General features: G+C 56.1%; 19 protein-coding genes and 1 other RNA gene. 11 read left to right on the top strand and 9 right to left on the bottom strand.

Annotated features, from left to right (window positions below; translation table 11 throughout):
• Positions 1 to 60: 60 nt before the first annotated feature.
• Entirely contained in the window at positions 61 to 1,200 is a 1,140-nt protein-coding gene (locus IK012_RS06160; RefSeq protein ID WP_290951959.1) for a CHC2 zinc finger domain-containing protein, read from the top strand.
• Between the two features lie 19 nt (positions 1,201 to 1,219).
• Positions 1,220 to 1,951 (top strand): monofunctional biosynthetic peptidoglycan transglycosylase, encoded by a 732-nt coding sequence (mtgA, locus tag IK012_RS06155; protein ID WP_173379834.1) that lies wholly within the window; start codon positions 1,220 to 1,222, stop codon positions 1,949 to 1,951.
• Positions 1,952 to 1,958: 7 nt separating this feature from the next.
• Here mtgA and IK012_RS06150 read toward each other — a convergent pair whose 3' ends face one another.
• The 6 genes from IK012_RS06150 to dnaX all read right to left on the bottom strand — a co-directional run bounded on the left by IK012_RS06150 (position 1,959) and on the right by dnaX (position 11,205).
• Positions 1,959 to 3,191 carry a GspE/PulE family protein gene (locus IK012_RS06150; protein ID WP_290951956.1) on the bottom strand — a complete coding sequence of 411 codons (1,233 nt, stop codon included), beginning with the start codon at positions 3,189 to 3,191 and terminating at the stop codon, positions 1,959 to 1,961.
• Between the two features lie 85 nt (positions 3,192 to 3,276).
• Complete coding sequence (locus IK012_RS06145) at positions 3,277 to 6,423, bottom strand: efflux RND transporter permease subunit (protein ID WP_290951954.1); 3,147 nt, start codon at positions 6,421 to 6,423, stop codon at positions 3,277 to 3,279.
• Positions 6,423 to 7,538 carry an efflux RND transporter periplasmic adaptor subunit gene (locus IK012_RS06140; RefSeq protein ID WP_290951951.1) on the bottom strand — a complete coding sequence of 372 codons (1,116 nt, stop codon included), beginning with the start codon at positions 7,536 to 7,538 and terminating at the stop codon, positions 6,423 to 6,425. The genes IK012_RS06145 and IK012_RS06140 overlap by 1 nt, the downstream gene beginning before the upstream one ends.
• A gap of 9 nt (positions 7,539 to 7,547) precedes the next feature.
• Entirely contained in the window at positions 7,548 to 8,966 is a 1,419-nt protein-coding gene (locus tag IK012_RS06135; RefSeq protein WP_290951949.1) for a TolC family protein, read from the bottom strand.
• A 181-nt stretch (positions 8,967 to 9,147) separates the two neighbouring features.
• Positions 9,148 to 9,456, bottom strand: coding sequence for a YbaB/EbfC family nucleoid-associated protein (locus tag IK012_RS06130; protein WP_173345178.1), 309 nt, complete (start codon positions 9,454 to 9,456; stop codon positions 9,148 to 9,150).
• Positions 9,457 to 9,471: 15 nt separating this feature from the next.
• Positions 9,472 to 11,205, bottom strand: a complete 1,734-nt coding sequence (gene dnaX / locus IK012_RS06125) for a DNA polymerase III subunit gamma/tau (protein ID WP_290951946.1) — start codon at positions 11,203 to 11,205, stop codon at positions 9,472 to 9,474.
• Positions 11,206 to 11,319: 114 nt separating this feature from the next.
• Here dnaX and IK012_RS06120 point away from each other — a divergent pair, with 114 nt between their 5' ends.
• The gene (locus tag IK012_RS06120; RefSeq protein WP_290951944.1) at positions 11,320 to 11,697 is read left to right on the top strand and encodes a hypothetical protein; all 378 of its coding nucleotides are present in this window, start codon (positions 11,320 to 11,322) and stop codon (positions 11,695 to 11,697) included.
• Between the two features lie 60 nt (positions 11,698 to 11,757).
• Here IK012_RS06120 and rnpB read toward each other — a convergent pair.
• Positions 11,758 to 12,152, bottom strand: an RNA gene (rnpB, locus tag IK012_RS06115) — RNase P RNA component class A.
• Positions 12,153 to 12,266: 114 nt separating this feature from the next.
• Here rnpB and IK012_RS06110 point away from each other — a divergent pair.
• Entirely contained in the window at positions 12,267 to 14,000 is a 1,734-nt protein-coding gene (locus IK012_RS06110; RefSeq protein ID WP_173345173.1) for a hypothetical protein, read from the top strand.
• 31 nt (positions 14,001 to 14,031) lie between these two features.
• Positions 14,032 to 14,364 carry a hypothetical protein gene (locus IK012_RS06105; protein WP_290951937.1) on the top strand — a complete coding sequence of 111 codons (333 nt, stop codon included), beginning with the start codon at positions 14,032 to 14,034 and terminating at the stop codon, positions 14,362 to 14,364.
• A gap of 60 nt (positions 14,365 to 14,424) precedes the next feature.
• Here IK012_RS06105 and IK012_RS06100 read toward each other — a convergent pair whose 3' ends face one another.
• Both IK012_RS06100 and IK012_RS06095 read right to left on the bottom strand, forming a co-directional pair.
• A complete protein-coding gene (locus IK012_RS06100) occupies positions 14,425 to 16,533 on the bottom strand; it encodes an ATP-dependent DNA helicase RecG (RefSeq protein ID WP_290951934.1) in 2,109 nt (702 codons plus the stop codon).
• 36 nt (positions 16,534 to 16,569) lie between these two features.
• Positions 16,570 to 17,643, bottom strand: coding sequence for an MlaD family protein (locus IK012_RS06095; RefSeq protein ID WP_290951932.1), 1,074 nt, complete (start codon positions 17,641 to 17,643; stop codon positions 16,570 to 16,572).
• Between the two features lie 167 nt (positions 17,644 to 17,810).
• Between IK012_RS06095 and rpsF the strand changes: the two genes are divergently transcribed.
• The 6 genes from rpsF (at position 17,811) to IK012_RS06065 (ending at position 22,299) form a co-directional block, all read left to right on the top strand.
• Positions 17,811 to 18,182, top strand: a complete 372-nt coding sequence (gene rpsF, locus IK012_RS06090; RefSeq protein WP_173379259.1) for a 30S ribosomal protein S6 — start codon at positions 17,811 to 17,813, stop codon at positions 18,180 to 18,182.
• Positions 18,182 to 18,433, top strand: coding sequence for a 30S ribosomal protein S18 (gene rpsR, locus IK012_RS06085; protein ID WP_072810056.1), 252 nt, complete (start codon positions 18,182 to 18,184; stop codon positions 18,431 to 18,433). Before rpsF ends, rpsR begins: the two co-directional genes overlap by 1 nt.
• A gap of 14 nt (positions 18,434 to 18,447) precedes the next feature.
• Positions 18,448 to 18,894, top strand: a complete 447-nt coding sequence (gene rplI, locus IK012_RS06080; protein ID WP_290951927.1) for a 50S ribosomal protein L9 — start codon at positions 18,448 to 18,450, stop codon at positions 18,892 to 18,894.
• Between the two features lie 147 nt (positions 18,895 to 19,041).
• A complete protein-coding gene (locus tag IK012_RS06075; protein WP_290951924.1) occupies positions 19,042 to 20,430 on the top strand; it encodes a hypothetical protein in 1,389 nt (462 codons plus the stop codon).
• Complete coding sequence (locus IK012_RS06070) at positions 20,430 to 21,140, top strand: hypothetical protein (RefSeq protein ID WP_290951922.1); 711 nt, start codon at positions 20,430 to 20,432, stop codon at positions 21,138 to 21,140. The genes IK012_RS06075 and IK012_RS06070 overlap by 1 nt, the downstream gene beginning before the upstream one ends.
• A gap of 16 nt (positions 21,141 to 21,156) precedes the next feature.
• Positions 21,157 to 22,299: an SGNH/GDSL hydrolase family protein gene (locus IK012_RS06065; RefSeq protein WP_290951919.1), complete on the top strand. Its 1,143-nt coding sequence runs from the start codon at positions 21,157 to 21,159 to the stop codon at positions 22,297 to 22,299.
• Positions 22,300 to 22,342: the final 43 nt, after the last annotated feature.

The following is a 22,342-nucleotide window of genomic DNA, read 5'->3' as shown; positions in this document are numbered from 1 at the left end:
CTGGTACATTAGAACCTGAAACAACGCCGAAGGCGCACCTATTTGCTATTATTCTTCAAAATGACAGACGAAGAACTCAAACAATTCAAGGCGTCGCTTTCGATTACCGCCGTGGCCCAGGCTCTCGGTATCGATGTCGTGCGTGGAAAGTTCAGGTGCTTCTGTCCGCAGCGCCATGTGCATGGCGACCGCACTCCGTCTGTCTCGATTTCCGAAGAGCGCGGCATGTTCCGCTGCTGGGTCTGCGATGATGTTCGTGGCGATGTAATCAGCCTGGTGCAGCAATACCGCGGGTGCAGTTTTTTGGAAGCGCTCGACTGGCTCAAGGAAACATACCCGTTTCTTGTACCTGGGAAGGGGAACCGCCGTGAGGCTCCTCCGAAGGCGCCTTCGACGACGCTCATGCCCATAGTGATCCGCCCCCGCCCCGAATCGAAGGATGCGGCTTTCGCTGGACGGTTTGTCGATAATATTCCCGAACAGAAACCGGTAAAGGAAGTCGTTACCGAAGACGAACGCAAAAAGATCATCCTCGCATTCCTCAAGATGCTTTCGCCCGTGGACGGTACGCCTGCCGCCGCGTATCTTGCGCGCCGCCGCATATTCAAGTCCGTATGGGACAAGATGCTCCTGCGCACCATTACCGATTATGACGGTTTGAACCGGCGACTGAAGGATACTTACAGCATGGAGGTCCTGCAGTATGTGGGCCTCTTCAACGACAAGGGCAATCTGCGCTACTACAAGCATCCGCTGATTTTTCCGTATTTGGATTCGCAGAACCGCGCTTCGCATTTTCAGGCCAGGGCGCTTGAACGTTCGACCGAGCCGAAGGAACTTCACCTGCGCGGTACGGTTCCGTTCCCGTACAACGTATCGGCCCTGGACCAGAAGATGGGCTGGATTTACCTTTGCGAAGGTGTCGTGGATACGCTCACCATGCTGCAGCAGGACATAGCTGCTGTGGGCATTCCCGGCGTACGCAGTTTCAAGGCGGACTGGGTTCCGCTTTTCAAGAACAAGAATGTCGTACTTTGTCTGGACCACGACGAGGCGGGCCGCAAGGGCATGGAATACCTTCAGAGCGTCTTCGGCAATGCGGGAATCCGCACGATTATCTTGGGGGACGGCCTCGAAAACTTGCCTGCGGGCATGAAGGACGGTCAAGACGTGAACGAATGGTTCGGCGGCCGCAAATAATTTGTATCTTTCCATAGCTATGTTGCAGAAGATTCAGATTGTCGGCCGTATTCTTGTTATTGTCCTGTTTATCTATTCAGTGCTTTTTACTTTGGTAGGAACGATATTCCTCGTCAAGGCGCACTCGTTCGTGTTCGGGCAACTGGATGAAATTCAGGCGATGCGCGACACGCCTCCCGCAATGAGCCGCTTTATGGAAGACCTCGTGGATTCCAACCCGAAGGTCAATATACAGCACCGTTTTGTTCCGCTGGATTCCATCAGCATCAACTTGCGCAAGGCGGTAATCGCTGTCGAGGACCCCGCGTTCTACATGCATCCCGGTTTTGACGTGCGCAGCATGGCGAAGGCGATGGATGCGAACATGACCAAGGGCGAACTTCGCTATGGCGGTTCTACCATCACGCAGCAGTTAGCGAAGAACCTGTTCTTGACGGGCGAGCGCACATGGGAGCGCAAGCTGAAGGAACTTGTCTACGCGGTCGTGATGGAACGTAACCTCGGGAAGGACCGCATTCTGGAACTGTACTTGAATTATGCGCAGTGGGGCAGGAACGTTTTCGGGTGCGAGGCCGCGAGTCAAATCTACTACAAGGTACACTGCTCGGAACTTTCGCTCCAGCAGGCCACGAACCTCGCCGCAATGTTAGCTAGCCCCGGCAACAGCGAGCCCGAAGACAATTCCGAACTCATGCAGCGCCGCCGTAAAGTCATCCAGCAGAATTTGAAGGACGGCGCGCTCCTGCCATAGCGTGCCTTTACCCGAGAACGCGTTCTACTTCGCGCATGTCGGTGATGCCCGCATCTACGAGCCCGCGGGCGTATTCCCGGAGACTTCCCTGAACATAACCGCCATCGGGCGTATAGATTTCCACTGCTGCAATCCGGCCGGAATACGTGCCCGTGCCGGTAACCTTGCGCAGGAGCCTCTGTGCCGCCACCCCGAGCAGGCAATCCCGGAGGACCGCGGGCGAAATCCCGAGGTCTTGTAGCCTTCCGGTCGCGGCCTTCGCGCTGTTCGTATGCAATGTCGAAAGTACCAGGTGGCCTGTCTGGGCCGCCTGTATCGCGATGCGGGCGGTCTCCTCGTCGCGTATTTCCCCGACGAGAATTACGTCCGGGTCTTGCCGCAATATGGATCGCATCGCGCTTGCGAACGTGAGCCCGCATTTCTCGTTGACCTGCACCTGGTTTGCGCCCTTCAGGGGGTATTCTACCGGGTCTTCGATGGTCGTCACGTTGATTTTCTTCTGCAAGACTTCGCGCAATCCCGCGTAGAGCGTGGTGGTCTTCCCGCTTCCCGTGGGCCCGGTGATGAGGAAGAGTCCCTGCGGCTTGTTGAAGATGCGGCGGAATTCCCGCAGTATCGCCGGCGTAAATTCGAGAGAGTCGAGCGTCTGCTCGCGGTCTTCTGCGGGGAGCAGGCGCAGCACGCATTTTTCGCCGCCCTGAATGGGGAGCGTGCTCAGGCGGATGTTCGCGTTTTCGCGCAGTCCCTGGAATATAAAGCTCCCGTCGTGGGGGAGGCGACGTTCCGTGATGTCGGCTTTCGCGAGGAGTTTCAGGCGTACGATGACGGGTTCGGAAAGCCATCCGGGAAGTTCGCGGTAGGTCTCGAGCATTCCGTCGATACGGAAGCGCACCGTGAACGTGCTACCCGCCGGTTCCAGGTGGATGTCCGTCGCGCCCTTTTCTAGAGCTTCGTCGATGAGTGCGTCGACGAGGTTTATCACGGGTTCCGATTCCCAGGAATTCGCCTTGCTTTCTGCGCTTCTCGCTGCTTCGAGGGCGGCGATGTCGTTGCCTGCGTTTTTTTGCGTGCGTTCGCGGATCATCTGCCGGATTTCTTTTTCGGAGCGCTTCTCGGGAACGACCTTGCATCCGCTTTCCAGCCGAATGCGTTCCAACGACAGTTCGTCGTAAATGTCCGTCACGGCCACGCGGAGCGTATTGCCCTCATGCGCGATGGTGCTGTAGATAAAGTTCTCCATACAACGGAAACTACAAAAATCGCTTCTCGCGAGACCACAAAAAAGCCTCCGCTATTGCGGAGGCCTTAACAAGGAGATTAGAATATTAAGCGCTGTGGTGACGTTGCATCTTTTTGCCGACCTTCTTCACGCCACTCCTGACCTTGTGGAACAAGGCGTTCGGGAGCCAGAATGCGGTCGGGATGAGGTACATCGTGAGGAACGCGGAGACGGCGAGGCCGCCCACACACGCGATACCCATGGGCTGGTTCATCTTGGCCACGTCGCCACCGATGGCAAGCGCAAGCGGCATCTGGGCCACGATGGAGGCGAATGTCGCGAGCACGATGGCCTGGAACTTTTCCTTCGCTGCAGTCAGGATGGCGCTGCGCCTTCCCATGGCTCCGCTTCGGAGCAGTCGGTTCGCTTCGTCGAGTAGCAAGATTGCGTTGTTCACCACCACACCGATAAGCATCACGATGGCCATGAGGGAAATCATGGAGAGCGACTGGCCTGTAAGCACCAGGGCGAGCACCACGCCGATGGCGCCCATCGGGATGGTGAACATGATGATGAACGGCTGCATGAAGCTTTCGAGCAGGGCCACGAGCAAGATGTAGGTGAGGAGGATGGCCATGAGGATGGCCGCGATAAATTCCTCCACCATGTCGTTCTGCATGTCGGCGTTACCACCGAAGGTGAACGTGATTCCTTCAGGAACATCGTCCTTCACGGAATTGGTGATTTCCGTAATCTTGCCCATGATTTCACCGGTCGTGTGGCCCGGGAGCAGGTTCATAGAAACGTCAACGTGGTTGCGCTTGCGCTTGCGGTCGAGCTGCGTGGGGGCAGCACCGTCATAGATATCGAAGAGGACGTTGGCCGGGACAATACCCTTGGGCGTAAGCATCGGCAGGTTTTCGATATCGGCGTGTTCCTGACGGTCCTTTTCCTGCATGCGGAAGTAAATCTTGTATTCTTCACCACCTTCGGTGTAGGTTCCCGTTTCGAGGCCGTTCACGGCGATGTAGTTCATCACGGCGACGGACTGCAGCGCGACACCGTAGTCGGCGAGCGCCTGGCGGTTGGGAACCATCTTGATTTCCGGCTTTCCGGCTTCGTAGCTGCGCTTCACTTCGACAACGCCCGGAATATCGCGTATCTTGTCGAGTACGATGTCGGCCGCCTTGGCTGCGGTATCGATGTTGAGGTGGTTCACTTCGAGCACCACGTCACCCGAACTGTTGTTGCTCATTTCGGTCACGGACGCCATCTTGATAGAGATGTAGGCGTCGGGAATGTCGGCGAGGTACGGACGCAGCGAGTCGACCACATCTTCGGAACTGCGGGTACGGCCTTCATCGCGCGTTATGAGCTTCATACGGACTTTGGCCTTGTTCGTGCCGGTAAATCCGTCTTCGCCACCGACTGTCGCGTTGTAGCGTTCCAGTTCGGGGACATTCTTGATGCGGTTTTCGATAATCTTCGTGACGCTGTCGGTAGTCTCTATGTTCGTGCCCACGGGCATTTCGATAGAGATGAGGATCTGGCCCTGGTCCTGCTTCGGCATGATTTCGAAACTCAGGAAGTTTATGCCGAGGATGATGACACCGCCAATCAAGGCAATCATGGCGAGGGTCTGGACGATGAAGCCAGGCACGGAAAGGCAGAAGCTGAGGGTCTTCAGGTAAATGAAGCGGATGCCGTTCAGGATCATCGGGAAGAAGCTGGTAAGGCGTTCCACGATGCCGGGCTTCGTTTCGATGATGTTGCCGTTTTCGTCTCTCTTCTTGCCTTTGAACAGGTAGGCCGCCATGAGCGGGGTAAGGGTAAAGGTGACGAGCAACGACACGACGGTCGCGAACACCATGGTCATACCGAAGGTTCTAAAGAAGATACCGACGATGGACTTCATGAACGCGATAGGCACGAACACGCACACGTTGGTGAGGGTAGACGCCATGATGGCGACCATGATTTCGGTCGTGCCCTTATAGGCGGCTTCCTTGGGCTCGAGCCCGTCCTGCAATTTCGAGTTGATGTTCTCTAGCACCACGATGGAGTTCGTGACCAGCAGGCCCACCGCCGAAGACAGCGCCATGAGCGACATCATGTTGATGCCGAAATCGGCGAAGTACATGAACGTGAATGCGCCGATGACCGAAATGGGCATCGTGACGGATGCGATAAGCGTGGTAGAAAGCTTGCCCAAGAAGAGGAGCAAAAGTATGGAAGTAAGGCCAATCGCGAGGAGGATGTTCTGGATGACGTTTTCGACAGATTCCTGGATGGCTTCGGACTTGTCGTAAATCAGGTGGATTTCAAAACCTTCGGGGAGGGTCTCGTTGATCTGCTTGACGCGGGCGATGGTTCCCTTGGCCACGTCGACCACGTTCGCGTCGGAACGCTTCTTGATGTCGAGGGAGACGGAGTTGATGCCGTTGTAACGCGATGCGGAAGTAATCGTCTTGACGGTATCCTTGACCTGCGCAATTTCTCCGAGCTTGATGACGCCGGTTGCTGTCGGAATGTCCATATTGCGCATCTGGTCGAGGTTTTCGAACTTGCCCGCTGTACGTACCACGGTGTTCTTGCGGGTGCCGCGTACCTGGCCTACAGGGTAGTTGATGTTCGAAGCCTTGAACGTGCCCATGATGGTCGAAATGTCGACCCCGCGGGCCATGAGCATTTCCTTGTCGAGTTCGATGGAAATCTCGCGTGTCGTACCGCCGAAGATATCCACGCTGGCCACGCCCGAAACGGAGGTGAGCAGCGGTTCGATATCGTCTTCGGCCTTCTTACGCAGTTCGGTGGAACTGACCGGGCCGGTGAGCGAGAAACTCATGATGGCCTGGGCGTTGATGTCAAGCTTGGAAATAATCGGGGCTTCGACGGCATCGGGGAAGGTGGAGGCCGTCTGCTCGATTTTTGCACGCACGTCGTTTGCCGCCACGTCCACGTCGACGCCCATGTTGAACAGGGCGACGATGATGCCGTAGTTTTCCATACAGATGGACTGCACGTAGTCGATACCGTCCACGAGTTCGACGGCTTCTTCGACGGGCTTGATGACCGTGGTCTCAATTTCTTCAGGGGTGGCGCCCGAATAGACGATAACACCGGTGACGACCGGAACTTCGAATTTCGGCAACAGGTCCACCACCATCATGCGGTAGGTGTAGATACCGAAAACCACCACGGTCAAGATGACCATGAGCATGGTAATCGGTTTGTAGATACTTGCCTTAATCATTATTTAGCGTCCTCAAAACCGGGCTTTTCCATGCTGTCTTCTGCGGGTCTTCCGTCAATTTCGTTGACAAGCACCTTGTCACCATCGTTCATGCGGAACTGGCCTGTGACCATGACTTCTTCGCCTTCTTCGAGGCCGTCGAGAATCTGCACGAAATGCTTGGTCTGCACGCCGGTCTGCACGACCTTGCGCTTTGCCTTGCCGTCCTTGGTTACGGTCCAGACAGTGTTCACGCCGTTGCGGTAGACGATTGCCTCGAGCGGGACGACGATGCCCTTAACCTTGCGGGCTTCAAGTTCGGCAGTCACGTACATGCCGGGGAGCAGTTTCTTGTCTTTGTTATTGAACGTGATTTCGACGGGGAAGAAACGTGTCTGCGGGTTGGCGGCGAGCGGGATGAGTGTCACCTTGCCCTTGAGCTTTTCGCCGGCGACTTCGACGGTGGCAGTAGCGCCCTTCTTGAAGTAGCCGATATCCTTGCTTGTGACGTTCAGCTTGAGGATGACCTGGTCGAGCTTGGCGATGGTGCAGAACACGCCGCCGAGGCCGGGAACCTGGCCAACCTTGTAGTTCATTTCGGTGACGATGCCGGCGGCCGGGGCGAGAATCTTTGTCGCGCGGCGGGCGGTCTCGAGGTTCATCTTCGCAACCTTGAGCTGCATTTCCTGCGTATCCATGTCCTGCTGGCTAATGCCGCCCTTGGCATGGAGCTCGCGCATACGTTCCGTTGCCTTCTGGAGGATGGCGATCTGTTCCTGTGCCTGCTGGTACTGCGTGTTGTCGCCGGTAAAGATGTATTCGGCGAGAACCTGGTCTTTTTTCACGCTGGAACCGACCTGCACGTTGATTTTCGCGAGCGGGTCGCTCATCTTCGAGATGGCGTAGGTCTGTTGCATGCCTTCGATGGCTCCGCTGAACTTGCGCACGTCGGTAATTTCATCGGTGGTGGCCGTCGTGGTAATGGCGGGCTTGCCCTTTTCGGCCTGGATCTGTTCGATGGTGGTCGCCTTCTGTTCGGCGGCTTCATCTTTTTTCTTGAGGTCGCAACCGACAAGCAGAAGCGAGGCTGCGGAAACGGTAATGATTGCTTTGGTGAACGTTGTCATGTTTTTCATCCCTTAACCTTAATATTCTCCGGTGGCCTGCAGGAGGGCGTTATATGCTTTGTTCCATTCGACAATCGCCGACATGTAGTCGAGTTTTGCCGTGCGGAGGCTGTTTTCTGCGCTAAGCAGGTTCAATTGCGTTTCGCGACCGAGCTTGTAAGCGTCGTTCGTGAGGTCGTAGTTCTTCTGCGCGAGGTCAATCTGGCGTTTTGCAATTTCAATCTGGGCGTTGGCGTCTTCGAGCGTATTCACGCAAGATTCAATCTGCATGCGGAATCCGCGTTCGGCGGTTTCCTTCTGGATCTGCGTGCTGCGGAGGCTAGATTTCGCCTGCGCCACGCCTTCGCGGGTCTTCATGCCGTTGAACAGGTTCATCGAGACGTTCAGTGCGACGTACTTGTTGAGCTTGTCCCACTTCGGGGCGTCCCATTCGGTAATCTTGTTCTTGTTGTTCGCGTACTTGAGTCCGCCCAGGAGGACGACGGTCGGCTTGTAGCCGCCCTGCTCGATTTCAACGTTCAGGTTCTTCATGTGTTCCGTTTCTTCGAGCATCACGAGTTCCTTGCGGCGCTTCTTCACGTTCGCCATGGCGGTGTCGGGGAAGGAGTATCCTTCGACGGGGTCGCGCAGGTCACCCTGAAACTGGACGTCGGTTTCCCATTCGAGGCCCATAGTGTTGAGCAGGGCGTTGCGGGCGAGGACGCGCTTCTTTTCGGTGCTCGCGATGTTGGAATTGAGCTGGTCCATCGAAAGCTGCACGCGAATCAGGTCGAGTTCGGTGGCGAGGCCGCTCTTGAGCGACTGCTCCACGAAGTTCAGGTTTTCCTGCAGGAGGTCCTTAGAAGCGTAAAGAATCTTGATGGCGGAATCCAGGTAAATGAGCTGGTCGAAGGCGTTGTTCACGTCGTAGCGGACCTGGGCCTTCTTGTTTTCGAGGTTGACCTCGTTGATGCGCTTGTAGGCCTTGGCGATTTCGATACCCACGCCCACCTTGCCTTCGGCGTAAAGGACCTGGGTGGCGGTGAGGCCCACGCTGGACTGCCAGCGGTAACCCTGCGATTTCATGCCATAGAGGAGCCCGTCCACGGCCGGTCCGATGAACTGCTGGTCGTAGGCGTTCGCCATGGGGTTTCCATCGGCGTCCTTTCCCTGGGCCATGTTCACTGCCGCGTCGGTCAAATCGGTGGACTGCTTGACGTCATCCAGACCGAAAATGCGGGTCACGGTGGCGTTCAGGTCGATTGAGGGGTAGGCGTTGCCGTAGCCGGCGGTCACCTGGGAATTTGCGCTTTTCAAGTCTTCCTCGGCGGATTTTACATCCGAGGACTTTTCGAGGGCTATGCTGAGCGCTTCTTCGCGGGTATAGGTCTTGCCTGCCCAAGTGGGCAGTGCAACAGTGAGCGCGAGAAATGTGGGAATTGCAAAGTGCCTGAGCATCTATTCTCCAAGATGTTTTTACGCGCCAAATGTAAAAATATATTATATAATGTTAAAGGTATGCGGTTTAAAAAAGTGACGAAATGCATATTTAAGACGATAAGTGGCGAAAAAGGCGTCAAAAAAAGTCAAAAAAGCCCCTCCGCGGGAGCGGAAGGGCGATAATTTTTTTTGGAAAAAATTACATCAGGCCGGGAATTTTCATCCCGCCGGTGATGTTGGAAAGGCTAGACTGGGCTGCCTCGTCTTTCTTCTTGATGGCGGAATTCACCGCTGCCATGACCAGGTCCTCGAGGGCTTCCACGTCGTCCTTGTCGACCGCGTCGGGATTGATCTTGATCATGGTGAGGACCCCCTGTCCGTTGATGGCGACCTTGACCATTCCGCCGCCGGCTTCGGCGTCGAAACTCTGAGCCTTGAGGTCATTCTGGGCCTTCATCATCTTGCTCTGCATTTTCTGAAGGTCCTTGAGCATTTTACTCATATCCATAGCGTATTTTTCCTCTTAGTTTTCGTTCATGTCGTCACCGGAATCGATGGCCATCGCCTCCGGTTGTTTTCCTAGCGGCTTAGAATATACCAATTCTCCGCCGAAAAGTTTGATGAGTTCCTGCAGGCAGGCTTCTTTTTCCAAGTCTTTCTCGAAGGGGCTCATTTGTGCATTTCGCCTCCTGGCGCGTTCCTCTTCGGTGTAGGCGCGGGCCTTGAGCGAGAGCAGCACGTGGGTCTGGAGCTTGTCTTCGAGGATGTCGCGGGCGCGCTTCACGAACTCGGGGTGGTCGAGCATCTGCTGGTAGCCCCAGGGGATGTTCTGGTCGGATTCGCCCGTGTAGGTGAGCGAAAGCGGGAACGGGTCTGCCTTGAGGTCGCCCGCTTCGAGTACGGAGCCGTTTATCGCCGCAGAGAACTGCAAATCGCCGCAGTCGGCAAGGGATGCCACGATGGAAGGCCAGGCGGCCGTAATCTCGTAGCGGGAATACGCGCTTTCCTTTTCGGAATAGGAGCCGAACGCCGAACCGGCATCGCCACTCGGGGGAGCCTGCTCGGAGAGCATCGCCTGGATATCAGTTACTTTTTTTTTTAGCGCCTCGTCGGCGGCTGATTTCGGGTCGTTTATGGCGGCAAGCGCGCGTCTCAAATCGGTGAGGCGGTCGAGCCATGCCATGCGGGCGAAAGTCGTTTCTACCAGGAGCCTCGGGTTGGTGCTGAAGCGGATTTGCGACTGAAGGTCGATAAGCATCTTGGAGATGCGCAGCAGGTCGCCGTTGGAAAGCCCCAGAGTGGTTTCCTTGAGCTTCGCGTAAAGTTCCGCGGAAATGTTCAGTGCGTCGGGCGTGACTGCGTCGATGCGGCTGTACAGGAGGTTCCTGAGGAACTTGCCGAACCCGTCGAGCAGCGGCGCAAATTCGACACCGCGGTTCACGGACTTGTCGACCATGAGGAAGCAGCCCTTGAGGTTGTGGCTCTCGATGGCCTGGATGAGTTCGAAGAAGAGCTCGGTGGGCGGAATGCCGAGGACGGAGCGCACGGAATCGGCGTCCATCTCGCTGCCCGTAAATGCGAATGCCTGGTCGAAGTAGGTGAGGCCGTCGCGCATGGAGCCGTCCGCCTTCTCGGCGAATATGTTCAGGGCTTCATCGCTGGCGTTGATGCCTTCCTGCTCGCAGATGTAGCGCAGGCGCGTGATAATCTGGTTGATGGTGAGGCGCTTGAAGTCGAAGCGCTGCACGCGGGAGAGGATGGTCTGCGGCACCTTGTTGACTTCGGTGGTCGCGAAAATGAAGATGACATGCGCGGGCGGTTCTTCGAGCGTCTTGAGGAGCGCGTTGAAGGCGCTGTTCGAGAGCATGTGGACTTCGTCGATGATGAAAATCTTGTACTTGCCGATGACGGGCGGGTACTGCACGCGTTCGACGATGGCTTCGCGGATGTTGTCTACGCTCGTGTTGGAGGCGGCGTCTATTTCATAGACGTCCATCGGGTTGCCGCCGGCGATATCCTTGCAGCTGTCGCACTTTCCGCAGGGGTGCAGCGGGTCGCCGCCTGTGCAGTTCAGCGTGCGGGCGAGGATTCGGGCACTGGTCGTCTTGCCTACACCGCGGGTCCCGGTAAAAAGGAATGCATGATGGAGTCGGCCCCCTTCGATTGCGTTCTGGAGGGTCTTTGCGATATGTTCCTGCCCGACCATGTCGTCGAAGGACTGCGGGCGCCACTTGCGGGCCATTGCTACGTATGCCATGCGATTAAATGTAGTAAAAGAATTGTTGGACATTGGTAGTAACTAGCGACCAACAACCGCCGATGACCCGTACCAAGTTTTATTATCTTTTCCGAATAACGATGAGGTTGTTCCATGAGTGAAAATATGGCTCTTTTGATTCTCTCCTGGCAGGTGGCATGCCTGTTCCACGAGACGGAAACCGATAAACTCCTGCCGGGTTCGACGTCGGCGACCGAGGCTGAAAGCGATACGCTTGACCTGATTCATGATGAGCTGACCCCGGATGTGTCGTGGGACGACTTCAACGCCTCCTATGCGAGCTTCAGTTCGGCGAAGGACCGGACCGCGGCCTGCGTCAATGTGCTCAAGAAGTCGACGGCCGAGTTTCAGAGCAAGGTGCTCGAGTCCATGCTCCGCGTGGCCGCCGCATCTCGCGAAGACGACAACGAAAACAACGTCTCTCCCGAGGAAATGGATTTCATCCAACAGGTGCGGTCTGCGCTGGAATAACCTTTTTTCGATTTTTAGATAGATTACTGGAGAAGGCCCACGCTATTAGCGCGGGCCTTCATATTGAGTAGTTATAAGCCGGGTTCTGTACCCCTTGCGGGGCGATGACCATCTCTCTGGACGAATCGTTACCGACCGCCTCAAGCGACCTACCCGAATTCCAGCTGTCGCGGGCCGCTCCAGGCTCGCTTGCGCGAGCGGAATTCTGCTTGGTCTTGCACCGGATGAGGTTTACCGTGCCGTCCCTGTCGCCAGGAACGCGGTGAGCTCTTACCTCGCCATTTCACCCTTACCTTGCTCGAGCTTGCGCCCGAACCTGGCGGTTTGCTTTCTGTTGCACTGTCTGTCGCGTTTCCGCGCCTGGACGTTATCCAGCATCCTGCCCTTCGGTGCCCGGACTTTCCTCCAGCAGGCCCTGAAACTAGGGCGTTGCCGGCGGCCATCCGCTACCCGCAAGCAAATCTAGAAAATCTCGGAGTCGTGTGCAAGGCCTGCTCCGTCCCTGATTTTGACGATGCCTTTTTTCTATATTTTTCGTATTGTTCTTGATTTTTTTGGGGAATTCCATAGTGCGTAGAATCGTTTATACCTTGTTGCTTTCTGCTTTTGCCTCCTTCGCTTTTGCCGATGGTCGCGCTGATTCGACAACCTTTTTTCGCGTTGACAGCATTGCTTACGAAATCGGCGATGCGTTTGATGATTCGAAGGTGCATACCAAGTATGACAAGTGGGCCTACGACCTGCTGAATTGGCTTCATATAGAGACCCGCGAACTTACGGTGCGCAAGTTGCTCCTGTTCAACCAGGGGGAAATGGCAAATCTCGACCTCATGCTCGAAACGGAGCGCTTTTTGCGTGAACAGAAGTTCCTGAGTGATGCGAGCATCGCTGTCGCGCAGGATAGCGGGAAGAATGTCGTGACTGTCCATACGAGCGACAACTGGACGCTCACGCTGCCGATTGGCCTGAGCTTCGGAGGCAGGGAATGGCAGTACAAGAACCTGATCTGGAGTGTCGGCGTGCAAGAAAACAACTTCTTGGGGCTTGGACAACTTCTGGGTTTCACCTTCGCGCACAACGAGTTCCGCGACATGTGGCAGGTGGAATACGGTGACCCGCACTTCATTTTCCGCTACAACCATCTCGACTTCCTTTACAGCTACAATACCGATGGCTACCTCGCAAGCTGGCAGATGTATGTGCCGTTCCTTTCCCGGAGTGTGAACCAGTGGGCCTACACGCTCACGGGCCTCAAGAACGAGAGTTACTATTATGTATATGGCAGTGGCGACATGCCCGCGGGTTCCGCCCTCGTGCATACGGATAAATCGCTCGATTCTATCCAGCGCTACAACGGCGACGAGGCCGTTGAACTCATGAAGGTGAAGGGCTTTATAAGCGACTCCCTGAGCTTCAGGATAAGCCGCTCCTTCGGCGGGACGCAGCGCAAGATTTACTTGGCGGCGACCTACGACTACAAGCGCCTTACGGCCAGCAAGGGCGAACTTTTGCGCTACATGTTCACGGACGGCGAGAACGTGTATGCGGTGGATTCCGCATCGGCGGTCAACGAGTGGCTGCCGGAACGCAAGGATTCGCGCTTGGGTGCCTACATCATGTATTCGAACTTGCGATACGAAAAAATCCGCAACTTCCACAACGTGAAGTGGACGGAGGACGTGGACCGCGGCTGGACGGCGAAGGTCCAGCTTTCCAAGAACTACGAGCAGCTCGGCGCCGCCGACAACGATATACGCCTGGATTTCTGGCTGAACTTGTATCTGGGTTTCGGCATGAACCACCTTACCCTTTCGTCCAACGCGAGATTCTTCCTGGATCATGGCGAAAAGCACGATTTCTACGGTCGCCTGAAGGGTGAATATATCTTCCACCCGAGCGACAGGTTCTCGACGGCTTTGACCGGACTCCTGGATTTCTATGAGGATGCCCGTTTCGGCTACCAGCTTTCGCTGGGCGGTTCCGACGGCTTTGCCGGCTTCCCGACTGGGTTCTACACGGGGCAGGCGCGTGTGTACGGAAACCTCGAACAGCGCTGGTTCCCGCAGTTCGAAATCCTCACGATGGTTCCCGTCTTTGTCGTTTTTGGAAGCGTGGGGGAGACTGCTTGGAAATTCTCTGATATCCGCCGTGACAACTTGATTTATGTCCTCGGTGTTGGTGCCCGTTTTGTGATGACAAAGTCGATTAGCAGGCTGATTAACAAGCTCGATGTGAGCATTCCCTTGAACGGAGCGCGAAAGGGCGAGCCGCACTATTCCATTACGACGAGCTACTCGCTATAGTTTTTGATTCATTATTGCTATATTGCCTGATATGGAAGAACAGACGGAAAAGAAAGTGCGCAAGCTGGCCCGCAAGCTGAAGTTCATGTTTTTGCGGGTAGAAGTCATCATCGGCTTTTTTGCGATAATTGCGGGTGCCGTCGTTACCGTAATGGTCTGGAGCGAAGGCTATTTTGCCGGCGCGCTGATGATGGTGCTTACCGGTGCTATCAACATGTTCCTTGCGGTCAAGGAACTGGTGGCGCCGACCGACGGAATCCTGCATTGGCAGGCAGTATTCTTCATGATCGTGCGACGTGCCATGTTCTTCTTGAACATAGCGCTGCTTGCGCTCGTGCTCGGCACGTTCATGAACCTTATATAGTTTGATTTCTGCGATTGCCATGCCGGACTCGTTCCGGCATCGCCTTTTTTTGCTCCGGCGTCAGTGCACGCCGTCTTCGTTCGCGAATTCTTTTTCTCCGTACCAAGCCTGTATCTTTTCGCGCGCGGCGTCGTCGAAGGCGTCGCGGTCCTTGAGGATGTGTTCCGCGGTTTCGAGCGTCTGGCTGATGAGTTCCTGGTCGGCAATCCAGTCGAACCAGCGGAATACCCATGCACCGCTCTGTTCGTTGCCTTCGAGGTTGCCGGCGCCGCGGTTCATGAGGTCGAGTTCCGCAATTTCGAAGCCGTCTTCGGTCTGCGAGAACTGCGAAAGGCGTTCCATGCTGGATTCCGCGGCATCGCCTTCGGGAATCATCAAGAAGCACCAGGCCTGAGCATCGCCGCGCCCTACGCGGCCGCGTAGCTGGTGGAGTTGCGCGAGGCCGAAGCGGTCTGGCTGGTCGATGACCATCAGGTTCGCGGCGGGCACGTTCACGCCCACCTCGATGACGGTCGTCGCCACGAGTATCTGGATTTTGCCCGCCGCGAACTGCGCGATGATTCCATCGCGCTCCGCTTCGTCCATCTGGCCGTGCACGCCCGCGACCTTCAGGGTAGAGCCGTTCAAAACGGCACGGCCTGGTCCCGCTATGTATGCGCGCAGTTCATCTACGATTTCGTCGACGCTCCGGGCACCGCCTTCATCGTCGCTCCCGACGCGGCTCGCTATCCAGTAGCACAGGTTCCCGCTGGCGGCTTCCTTGCAAATGAACTTCTTCATGTCCTCGCGCTTCGACGCGTTTACGAGGCGGGTCTTGATAGGCTTGCGGCCTGCGGGCTTTTCCTTGATGCTTACCACCTTCAGGTCGCCGTAGAGTGTCATCGCCAAACTGCGCGGAATCGGGGTCGCGCTCATCACGAGCATGTCGGGGTAGTCGCCCTTCGCGAGCAAGGCCTCGCGCTGGCCTACGCCGAATCGGTGCTGCTCGTCGATGACGACAAACCCGAGGCGCGAGAAAATTACGTCCTTGCTGAACAGCGCGTGCGTGCCGATGACGACGTCGGCGAGCCCCATCTGGAGTTCCCCGAGAATCACCTTGCGTTCCGCGGCGGGGGTGGCGCCTACGAGCAGCCGTACGTTCAGGCCTGCCGCATCGAAGAAAGGCTTGAGGCTCTTGTAGTGCTGTCGTGCGAGAATGTCCGTCGGTACCATCAGTGCGCACTGCTCGCGCATCCCCGTCTCGGCGACGGCATCACCGCCCGCGCCGCATACGGCCATCATCGCGAGCATGGCGACCACGGTTTTTCCGCAGCCGACGTCGCCCTGCAGCAGCGCGTGGAATTGCTTCTTGCCGTTGAGTCCTGCGACGATCGTGTCGAGCGCGTCGTCCTGCCCGCGGGTGAGCGAAAACGGGAGCTTCGCCTTCGTCGCCATAACCGTTCCGAGGTCAATCTGCCTTTCGTGCCCGCGCAGTTTCTGGTTCTCGCGCCGCTTCACCATGCGCAGGCAGAACGGCAAAAGCTCGAGCACCTTGAGTTCGCGCTTCGCCTTGTAGATGGATGGAAAATCCTGTGGCTGGTGGAGCGTGCGCAGGTTCTGCATCACGGGGGCGAAGTGCAGGTAGTCCGTCAGTTCCCTCGGGCAGAGTCCTGACAGCGTGAGCCCCGGGAACTTGAAAACCGTCTTGTAGAGGTTGCGGAAGAACTTCTGTTCCATCCGCGCATCGCGGCATGCCTCGCTTATGGAATATACGGGCTGGATGCAGCCGCTGAATTCCTCGTCGTCGTCGAGCTGCTGCATCTCGGGATGCGTCATCTGCAGGCCGCGGAATTCGCCGACCTGCCCCGTGACGAGCCAGCGCGTGTCGTTCTTGATTCTGCGTGCCCAGAAACTCGCCGCGTGGAAGAACAGCAACTGGATTTCGCCCGTGCCGTCGGAAAGCGTCGCCACGAACCTGGATTTGCGCCCGCGGACGATTCCCGAGCGAGAAATTCTCCCGATGAGTACCACCTTTTCGCCTACGCGGCAGTTCCCGATGGGCGTCACCTTCGTCTGGTCCAGGTAGGTGCGGGGAATGTTGTAGAGCAGGTCGGCGATGGAATTCAATCCCGCCTTGCGGAGCGCTTCTACGCGTTTGGGCCCGAGCCCTGGAAGTTGCGAAATTTCCATCTGACAGTGCGCTTCCGTTTATCGTGCCCGGGGACGTTATTCGGCTTCGGCTTGTTCCGAAACTGTTTCGGTAGCGGGCTCCGTTGCTGGCTCGGAAACAGGCTCCGGTTCCGAATTGGGGAGGCTTTCGCCCTTCTCGGCCCTTATCCTGGCCTTTTCTCTTGCGGTCTTCCCGATAAGGTTCGCGTTTTTCCAGGTGAACAGCTTGACCTGCTTGCCGTTCTCGTCGTAAACCTTGATTCCCTTCGTGTCGATGGCGGCGAGAACCAGGCTCGTTTTCTTGATGAGGTCCGTGACCTGGTCTACGAACTCGCGCGAATTGACGAGCTTGTCCATGGTGTCGGAATTCTCGATTTCGGCGATAATCTTCTCTGCTTTGCGGGTCCCTTCGGCGATGGCGGCGATGGCGTCTTCGGCCTGCTTGATTTTCTCGTTGACGGCGTCTGTTGTCGCCTTGACCGTCGTGTCGACCTGGGTTACGACTTCGGATACGCTGTTGCCGGCCTCGTTCATCTGCGAAATGAGCTTTCTTACGGCGGGGTTCAGCTTGTCTACCGTCTTGTTGGCGTTCTCGAGGAGCCCTTCGACGGTCCCCAGCACGTTCTCGTAGATTTCCGGTGCGGACTGGTGCGTTGAGTCGCCCTCGGTGAGCAGTATTACGACGTCGCGCACGTTGGCGAGCAGGCCGTTCAAGTCTTCTATGTAGCGGAGCGCCTCGGCGATTCCCGGTTCGAAGGTGCCCTGGTGGATGTGGTCGTCGGGCAGCACCTTCCCGTTCTTGTTCGGGATAATCTCGAGCCTGCGCTGGCCCATGATGGCGTAGTTCACGTTCTTGAATATAGTCCCCTCGCGGATGGGGCGGGGTTCGTCGAACTTGACTTCCACGCGGGCGCGATCGCCCAGCCAGGTGACCTTGCCGATGGTGCCTACGGTGTATCCGCGGATGACAACCGGGTCTTCGGGCTGCAGCGAGCCGAGTTCGTCAAAATCGACATAGGCCTTGTAGGTCACGTGCTGGTGCGCCTCGTACATGCCGTATGCAATGCCTGCGAATAGGGCGATGAGCGCAACTAGCGAAATGTAGCCTATAATCCTGTCGGACTTGTTCATGTGCGGAAATTTAACAAAAAATAGGAAACTCGACCTCAGGGGCCGGTCCGAGTCCCGAAAAGTTGACAAAGGGTGCCCGTTTTCTATATTTGGCACACCGATTTCTATAATCGGAACCCTCCCGGAGCCAATGTCGGTAACCGGGCGATAGACCAAAGGGATTCATTATGAGACAATACGAAACGATGGTGATCATCGACGCTATGATCTCTGACGACGCTATCAATGCCGAAGTCGAGAACATTGGCAAGAGCATCACCGACGGCAACGGCGAAATTCTCCGCCGTGACGACTGGGGCAAGCGCAAGCTCGCTTATTCTATCAACAAGCGTCAGCATGGCTACTATGTGATTTTCTACTACAAGGCCGAAGCCTCTGTGGTTGCCAACATGGAAGCCGCTCTCAAGCTCAACGAAAACGTCCTCCGCTGGATGACGCTCGCCGATTACCCGATGAGCGAAATCGTCTACAACAAGGACATGGCTCAGTCTACCGAGGAAATCATCCCGGTTGACGCAGAAGAAGGGGAGGCTGAATAATGGCTTTTGAAGATAAGAAGCAGGCTACCCGTGTCCGCCGCAAGAAGACTTGCTGGTTCACGGAAAACAACGTCAAGTTCATTGACTACAAGGACGAGAAGACTCTCCGTCGCTTCATCTCTGAACGTGGCAAGATTATCCCGCGCCGCATCTCCGGCACCTCCGCCAAGTACCAGCGTATGCTGAACGAGGCTATCAAGCGTGCTCGCCAGATGGCTATTCTCCCGTTCGTTTCGGACAGTCTGCGCTAAGGAGGAACTAGACTATGGAAATTATTCTTAAGGCCAACGTTCCCCACTTGGGCAAGATGCTCGACGTCGTGAAGGTTAAGGACGGCTACGCCCGTAACTACCTCTTCCCGCGCAAGCTCGCTGTCCGTGCTACCAAGGAAGCCAAGGAACAGATCGAAAACAACCGCGCCGCTCTCGAAGCTCAGTTCCAGAAGGAACTCGCTGCCGCTGGCGATGTGGCTGCCAAGCTGTCCCAGATTTCTGTGAACCTCGAACGCCGCGTCGTCGAAGGCGACCGTCTGTACGGTTCCGTGACTGCCGGCGACATCGCCGATGCCATCACGAAGGCCGGTGTCAAGGTTACCCGTGCTCAGGTCGATCTCGCCGAACCCATCAAGCAGGTTGGCGTGTTCACTGTCACCATCAAGGTGTTCAGCGACGTCGAAGCACAGGTCAAGGTTTGGGTGGTCGCAGAGAAGTAATTCTCTCGGACTGCTTAAAGTTTGAAAAAGTCGCTCCCGCTCGGGGGCGATTTTTTTGTGCGGGTCGTCATATACGGAGCGTATTTTAGATAACTAACGTGCTTAAAAGTGGGCAAAAATCCCGTGTTTTTTCTATTTTAAAGGCATATGCGCAAGTTTGTTTTATCTTTCTCGGCTTTTTTTGCCACTGTGTGTGCGGTTCAGTCCTTTGCTCAGCCCCGTGACCTTTTCGCAGAGTTCGAGGCGGAGGCCGAAGCGACCCAGTCGAGCGAGGCTGTTGTCTCGTCGAGTTCCGTGATTGCTTCTTCCAGCTCGGTCGTGTCTTCGAGTTCTGTGGCCCCTCAATCCAGTTCTGTGGTAGCATCTTCCAGCAGTGAATCTGTCGCTCCGGCGGATTCTGCAGTTCCCGCAGTCGCGGATTCTGCCGTCGCCGATACCGCGGTTTCCGATACGGCGGTTGCAGAAAATGATTCCCTGCCTCCCGAAGCTAGGGCCTACGAGGCCGCCATGAACGCGCATGTCGAAGCGGCAAAGGCGCGCGATTCGATTGCCGCCCTCAATTCCAGCAGTTCTGAACAGCCAGCTCCGGACATTTCTTCGAGCAGCATGAGCCGTCGTGACCTGCTTGGCCCGGTGAAGGTTTCCAGGGTGCACGGCATCGATGAGATGAAGGGCAAGTACAAGAGCCCGCGCAAGGCTTTGTTCATGTCGCTTGTCGTCCCGGGCAGCGGCCAGCTCTACGTGGGCGGTTCCACGTTCACCAACGTTCGCGGTGGCGTGTACCTCGCTCTCGAAGCCGCCCTCTGGGGCAGCTGGTACTACTTCTCGGTGTACAAGTACAACGACCAGGTGAAGAAGTACAAGAACTACGCGAAGGAACATTACTCTATCGGTCGCTACGAAGCGGGCATGCGCGAACTTTACGGGCAGCTTTCGGACGAAACCGAAGAAGCTCGTTTCGAAAACCGCTACATGAACTCGCGCGAGAACTTCTGCGAGGGCATTTACGGCGAGGCTAGCGCTACCGGTTCGGGCTGCTATACGGCAGGTCGACTGTTCTACAACGACAAGAACCACTACGACAGGTTCTCCGTGTCGAACCCGTCCAGTCTCGAAGACGAGATTGACAACATCGGCTCGTTCTACGACGCCTCGTCCGTGTACCAGCAGATTTCCGACAAGACCTATGTGCTCGGTTGGGACGACGTGGCTGACCCCGCGGTTGCCATGAACCTGAACCTCGAGGACGATGAACTTTCTGATGGGCTTGTCCCGCTGGCGAAGTCCGAACACATGGACGAATACCGTTCCATGCGCGGCAAGGCGAACGACTACGCCGACATGCAGGCCTGGTTCTTTGGCGGGCTCATCTTGAACCATGTCATTTCGGCAATCGATGCCGCGTTCACGGCGAATGCGCATAACAAGACTCTGTATGCCGAAGAACTTTCTTGGTACGACCACCTCCGTTTCGACAGTTATGTCAACTTCTTTAACGGGTTCGGCGTGGGTGTACAGGCCAGCTGGGGATTCTAATGCGTATCCTGTTGGCCTTGATGTTGGCTGCCTCCACCGCCTTTTCGCAGGTGGTTATCTCGGTGGACGAGAACGTGGGCAAGAATCGGGACAAGAGCCTGTGGCTTGCTCTCGGTGCCAGCGCTGTCTTGCCGGGCATGGGTGAACTCTATCTGGGCGAAAAGTCGCTCGTGCGTCCGTTCGTGTGGACGGATGCCGCCCTGTGGCTTGCGGCCTTCAGTTCGTATTTTATCGGGGATCGCTATATCACCTCGGCGCACAACTATGCGGTGAGCAAGGCTGGCCTCACGAACGGCAGCCGCGATATCTCCTTGCTCAACACGGTTGGAAGTTACCGCAGCCGTAGCGGCGTCGCGGGGCAGAATTCTTCGCCCGACATGGACGAGGATTACAACCAGGCTATGATCCGTGCGGGCAAGGACGTGAACGCGGACTTGGACGAAAGCGTCCAGTGGGACTGGGGCAGCAGCGACAATCCCGAATCGACGGAAAATATCGAGGAATTCAAGAGCCGCATGAGGCATTTCCGCGTGAGCCGCATCGTGTTCCAGGTGTCGGTGGGCGCGCTCGTGATTAACCGCGTGGTCTCGATGCTCGATGCCATGCGCATCTACAGGGCTACGTCTTCGAAGGCGTTCTCGCAGCGCATGAACGTTGTGCCAGAATTCTTTGACGATGGCGGCGGATTGCTACTGAACGTGAAGTTCTAGCTTGAAAATATTGAATATGGCAAGGAATCTCGGTTTACTTATTGCGCTGGTCTGTTCCTTGCTGTTGGATGCTTGCAGCAACAGTATTGACAATTCTGAAAATTTCGATGAGGGGCCGGTGCTAAAATGGGCCTTTGTCCCTTATGACTCGGATTCTCTGCTTGTTTCGGGCCGTGCCAATTACGAGATGGGCGACGTCCTGGTTTTGTCGTGGTCCGCGTCGTCCGTAACGATAGCCTTTATCGGTACGGCGCTGGAGGCGATGAGTTGGACGAACGGTGTTGTTTATCTGGATGTCTTTGTGGATGGGGACGAAGATCCGTCTTCGTTGGTGCAAATAGCCTATTCCGAAGATTCCCTGTCTTTCGCTCCTGTGGTCTCGGGTCTGTTCTATGGTCCGCATGTTGTTACTTTGTATAAAAGAAGCGAAAGCAACGTAGGCGACTGGTATCTGTATGGCATGCGGGTCTTGGGTAACGTGGAAAATGCTCTCTTGCCCAAGCGGCCTAAACGGAAAATCGAATTCGTCGGGAATTCCATCACGTGCGGGTATGATGTCTTGCTTACTGAGGCAGAGGTTGGGACGGATTTTGATGCGTCCAACGAAAGTTCGTATTATGGTTATGCGGGACAGACGGCGAAGAGGCTCAATGCGGAAGCGCACAACATCTGTAGCGGCGGGCATGGGTTCTTTATCAATTATGATAGAACGACGGTGCTAACGCTTCCCGTCGTGTACAACAGGACGGCGACTTGGTCTCTTTCCGCGAAGCCTTGGGACCACGACAAGTGGCATCCCGATATTGTCGTGATAAACCTGGGGACGAACGATTTTGCGAGCGGGAAGAACGATTCAACCCAGTTCGTGACAGCGGCTGTTGATTTTGTCCGGAATGTACGTTCGTACCATCCGGAAGCGAAAATCGTTCTGCTGGATGGCCCGATGCTGTCGGGGGAATATATGGTCAAGTGCCGCCAGTATCTTGAGGTGGTGAAGGCTACTCTCGAGGACGAGGGTATAAAGGATTTGTACAGGTTCTCGTTCGAGCCGAGGGGAGATGCCTTGTACGGAGTCAATCCTCACCCGATAAAGGACGAGGCTTTTGAGGATGCCGAAAAATTGAGCGCTTGGATACGTTCGGAATTCGGCTGGAACTAGAAAATCGGCGTTTTTTCTAAATTTTCGAAAAATTTTATATAAA

It is taken from the genome of Fibrobacter sp. (assembly GCF_017551775.1).
In the GTDB taxonomy this organism is placed as follows: Bacteria; Fibrobacterota; Fibrobacteria; order Fibrobacterales; family Fibrobacteraceae; genus Fibrobacter.
The sequence above is the reverse complement of the archived record's forward strand: the minus strand, read 5'-3'. Positions and strand labels throughout refer to the sequence as shown.

What these genes read in the sequence shown, in the direction of transcription:
- rplI (WP_290951927.1), top strand. Translation starts at nt 18,448, where the DNA reads ATGGAAATTATTCTTAAGGCCAACGTTCCCCACTTGGGCAAGATGCTC.
- IK012_RS06100 (WP_290951934.1), bottom strand. Translation starts at nt 16,533, where the DNA reads ATGGAAATTTCGCAACTTCCAGGGCTCGGGCCCAAACGCGTAGAAGCG.
- IK012_RS06065 (WP_290951919.1), top strand. Translation starts at nt 21,157, where the DNA reads ATGGCAAGGAATCTCGGTTTACTTATTGCGCTGGTCTGTTCCTTGCTG.
- dnaX (WP_290951946.1), bottom strand. Translation starts at nt 11,205, where the DNA reads ATGGCATACGTAGCAATGGCCCGCAAGTGGCGCCCGCAGTCCTTCGAC.
- IK012_RS06160 (WP_290951959.1), top strand. Translation starts at nt 61, where the DNA reads ATGACAGACGAAGAACTCAAACAATTCAAGGCGTCGCTTTCGATTACC.
- rpsF (WP_173379259.1), top strand. Translation starts at nt 17,811, where the DNA reads ATGAGACAATACGAAACGATGGTGATCATCGACGCTATGATCTCTGAC.
- IK012_RS06070 (WP_290951922.1), top strand. Translation starts at nt 20,430, where the DNA reads ATGCGTATCCTGTTGGCCTTGATGTTGGCTGCCTCCACCGCCTTTTCG.
- mtgA (WP_173379834.1), top strand. Translation starts at nt 1,220, where the DNA reads ATGTTGCAGAAGATTCAGATTGTCGGCCGTATTCTTGTTATTGTCCTG.
- IK012_RS06130 (WP_173345178.1), bottom strand. Translation starts at nt 9,456, where the DNA reads ATGGATATGAGTAAAATGCTCAAGGACCTTCAGAAAATGCAGAGCAAG.
- IK012_RS06075 (WP_290951924.1), top strand. Translation starts at nt 19,042, where the DNA reads ATGCGCAAGTTTGTTTTATCTTTCTCGGCTTTTTTTGCCACTGTGTGT.
- IK012_RS06120 (WP_290951944.1), top strand. Translation starts at nt 11,320, where the DNA reads ATGAGTGAAAATATGGCTCTTTTGATTCTCTCCTGGCAGGTGGCATGC.
- IK012_RS06140 (WP_290951951.1), bottom strand. Translation starts at nt 7,538, where the DNA reads ATGAAAAACATGACAACGTTCACCAAAGCAATCATTACCGTTTCCGCA.
- IK012_RS06135 (WP_290951949.1), bottom strand. Translation starts at nt 8,966, where the DNA reads ATGCTCAGGCACTTTGCAATTCCCACATTTCTCGCGCTCACTGTTGCA.
- IK012_RS06150 (WP_290951956.1), bottom strand. Translation starts at nt 3,191, where the DNA reads ATGGAGAACTTTATCTACAGCACCATCGCGCATGAGGGCAATACGCTC.
- IK012_RS06095 (WP_290951932.1), bottom strand. Translation starts at nt 17,643, where the DNA reads ATGAACAAGTCCGACAGGATTATAGGCTACATTTCGCTAGTTGCGCTC.
- IK012_RS06105 (WP_290951937.1), top strand. Translation starts at nt 14,032, where the DNA reads ATGGAAGAACAGACGGAAAAGAAAGTGCGCAAGCTGGCCCGCAAGCTG.
- IK012_RS06145 (WP_290951954.1), bottom strand. Translation starts at nt 6,423, where the DNA reads ATGATTAAGGCAAGTATCTACAAACCGATTACCATGCTCATGGTCATC.
- rpsR (WP_072810056.1), top strand. Translation starts at nt 18,182, where the DNA reads ATGGCTTTTGAAGATAAGAAGCAGGCTACCCGTGTCCGCCGCAAGAAG.